We start from the raw sequence: 3,174 nt of genomic DNA, 5'->3' as shown, positions 1-3,174 counted from the left end.
CGGGTCGTGGCTTTTCTTCGGTGACACCGTAGTCATTATCGGTGAAACTCCTTCTAGATCAGAGCCTCACACACAAACTTCCTGACACCCTCCATCGTCAGGCTGGGCCCACGGTTTCAACTACGCGGGCGAGGCCCTAATCTACTGCCACACACCAGCACGCTGGTTGTACCTCCCCGACGACTATCTCGGCGATGGCGGGCGCACGTCGATCGTCGGTCGCGCGCTTACGAGCCTCACTCCATTCCTCAAGCGCTGGGACCAGAAGGCCGCGCGGCGACATCGCGCATATGTCGGGAATTCCACGGTCGTCCGGGAGCGGATCGCGAGAGTCTACGGCAAGCGCGACGTTGGCCTGATCTTCCCTCCTCACTCGGTTGATACTTCGGGTGAGCTCGAGGAGATACCCGGCGTTACAGGAGTGATCGAGCCCGACTACCTTTTGGTTGTCTCTCGTCTCATGCCGTACAAGAACGTCGATAAAGTCATTAAGGCCGCCCAACTGGCTGACCGTGACCTCCTCATCATTGGGCACGGGCCAGAACGCGACAATCTCCGCGCCCTCGGAGGTCCCCGTACTTTCTTCGCCCAGGACCTTTCCGAAGCTCAACTGCGGTGGGGGTACGCAAATAGCGGAACACTGGCCACCGTCTCGCATGAAGATTTCGGAATCACTCCGCTCGAAGCGGCCGCATGGGGAAAGCCGACGATCGCGCTACGCGCGGGCGGTTTCCTGGACTCGATCAATGAGGGCGTGACCGGAACCTACGTGGACTCCACCGACCCGAGCGCCATCGCCGCAGCCATCACAGAAACCTATGCGCGCGATTGGGGCGAGGACGTGATCAAGGCGCATGCGGAAACATTCTCGGAGGAGCGGTTCGCAGACCAGATCGGTGCGGCCCTTGGGCAACTGGCGCAGGAGAGGCAGCTATCGTGAAACAGGTGCTCCAGGACCAGGCTAGACGCGTGATCGCAGCGGGCCTCAGTCCCATTCGAAGTCGCAGCACTCACTGGGTTCTGTGGACCAGCCCGAAGATGCGTGGTGGCAACTATCTGTATCAATGGCTTCGGGTTTGGCGGCAACGCGAGGAAGGTGTCACCGCGTGGGTGCTGCACCAACCCGGGATGGACGTCTGGCTGGAGATGTTCCCCCGGTTGCGGGAGCTCACGATTGAGCGCAGCGACGTCGGAACGTTCTATCACCGGTTCTATGATGATGGCCAGCTCTATCGTTCATTTGGTGACCAGCGACTTATGCAGTTCATCCGGGAGTATCTGCTGTCATCCGATTCCTTCGCTGCGCTCATCGCACACAAGAAGGAAACACTCGCCGTCTACGAAACCCCACTGGCCGTCCTCAACATTCGTCGCGGTGACTACTACTCAGTGCCCGAGTTTTACCGTGATTACGGTATGAATATTCGAAAGTACGTTCTAGCTGCCCTAGAGCAAATGGGACACGTGAAGAGTCTCCATATCGTGTCAGACGGCATCGAGTGGTGTCGCGAGACCGTCCCGCAGTGGGTACCCGATCTAACGCTGGGGTACGAAGAGCAGGGCCCGAAGATCTTTGGAGATCTCGCGACGTTGGCAGCAGCGCAGCGTTTGATCCTGACCAACTCGACGTTTTCCTATTGGGGTGGATATCTGAGCGAGGTCGTTGCAGCGGACGCAGGCGTCGCCAGCTCGATTTGGGCTCCTTCCTTCCACGTCCGCGGTATGAACGGCGGACGTTCCTGGCACTTAGCGCCGAGCTGGTGCGTAGTTGACAACGCCCAATGGGAACAGTTGCCGCCTGAAGATGAAAAGGGACGAGATGAACCCCAGTAGTTCGGACGTACTCCGCGCCGCGCGACAGGCAAAACACGCGCTGTTCCTCAAGTCCCGAGACGTCAAGGCAAGGCGTCAGGCGCTGTCAGCTAGAGCCTCATTTGCGCGTACCGGGGTCATGCGCACCATCCGCGAGTCGGTTACCCTCCCCAGACATATCCCGTCAGGACCGGAGATCTGGGGAATCGCGATGGTAAAAAACGAGGTCGACATCATCGAGGACGTGCTGCGGCATAACATCGATCAAGGTCTGGACGCGGTCCTCATATTGGATAACGGGTCCTCAGATGGCACGCGAGAACTCTTGGGCAAGCTCAGTGGAGAACTCCCGATCTACGTCGGAGATGACCCGATTGTGGCCTACGAACAGTCGGCAAAAATGACATTCTTAGCCGATACTGCCGCACAGCATCGCGCTGAATGGATCGTCCCATTCGATGCGGATGAGTTCTGGTTCGGGGTTGGAGGTTCTCTCAATGAGACACTCAAGGCATCGACATGCAGGGTAGAACGTGCGTGGATCTATAACGTGTTCCCGCAAAGCGATGGTCTCGAATGGCAGTTTGATCCCACCCGCCACTTCGACCCGAAGGTTGCTTTCCGGCCGCAGCGAGGAGCGGTCCTCCACGTCGGTAACCACTCTGTCAGTCGAACGGGTGCCATCGGTGACCAGCTCCGTATCCTCCATAAGCCATGGCGCTCGAAGGAACAGTTTTTCCAGAAAATCCGCCAGGGGGCCAAGGCGCTTGAAGAAAGCGGCCTGCCTGAGGACAAGGGCTACCACTGGCGGCATGTCGGAGCAAAGGACGACAGTGCGCAAAATGGGATATGGGAGGACCTGTTGAGTGGCAAGGTCACGCCTGATATCGCCTGGTACCCGCGCGGAACAGTGCGGCCATTCCCTAAAACAGTTCCTCCTCGGTGGGACGATGTGCTGTCGCAGGAAGAGGGGGAATAGCGAGTGAACGTCCTACTTGTTCTTCCAGGGGGCAGGGGATGGGGTCCTATCCAACGTCTCGCAGAGCTTGCTGCAACGGCATTTGAGGGACAGCTGATACAGGTCGACGCTGAGGAATTACCGGGACGCCGCGGAAAGCTCCGGTTGCTCGCGCCGGCGCCGATGCGATCAGGGAACGGGGAACTTCTCGTAATCGCGCCGATTCCGGAGCATCTCAACGTGGTGCTTCAACCGGGACTCCGAGGACGCTATCGTCGGACGATCGGTTGGGTTATCGACAGTTTCTGGCAAGTTGAGTCCCTCATAGTGGTGTAGCGGGGTGGTCGTGCTGGACAGCAGGGCGGTCACCGCGTGATCCTCGAGTTCATCTTCTACAACTCACT

Annotated in this window: 3 protein-coding genes; all 3 read left to right on the top strand. The window is 58.7% G+C overall.

The features are described 5' to 3' along the window. Positions 1-166: 166 nt before the first annotated feature. Positions 167-940, top strand: a complete 774-nt coding sequence (locus BSZ39_RS12445; protein WP_073717627.1) for a glycosyltransferase — start codon at positions 167-169, stop codon at positions 938-940. Beyond that, entirely contained in the window at positions 937-1,833 is an 897-nt protein-coding gene (locus tag BSZ39_RS12440; RefSeq protein WP_073717626.1) for an alpha-1,2-fucosyltransferase, read from the top strand. Before BSZ39_RS12445 ends, BSZ39_RS12440 begins: the two co-directional genes overlap by 4 nt. Before the next feature lie 118 nt (positions 1,834-1,951). After that, the gene (locus BSZ39_RS12435; RefSeq protein WP_158025208.1) at positions 1,952-2,791 is read left to right on the top strand and encodes a glycosyltransferase family 2 protein; all 840 of its coding nucleotides are present in this window, start codon (positions 1,952-1,954) and stop codon (positions 2,789-2,791) included. Positions 2,792-3,174: the final 383 nt, after the last annotated feature.

The sequence above is a fragment of the Bowdeniella nasicola genome, assembly GCF_001907295.1.
Taxonomy (GTDB): domain Bacteria; phylum Actinomycetota; class Actinomycetes; order Actinomycetales; family Actinomycetaceae; genus Bowdeniella; species Bowdeniella nasicola.
This window is presented reverse-complemented; position numbering and strand designations above follow the sequence as displayed.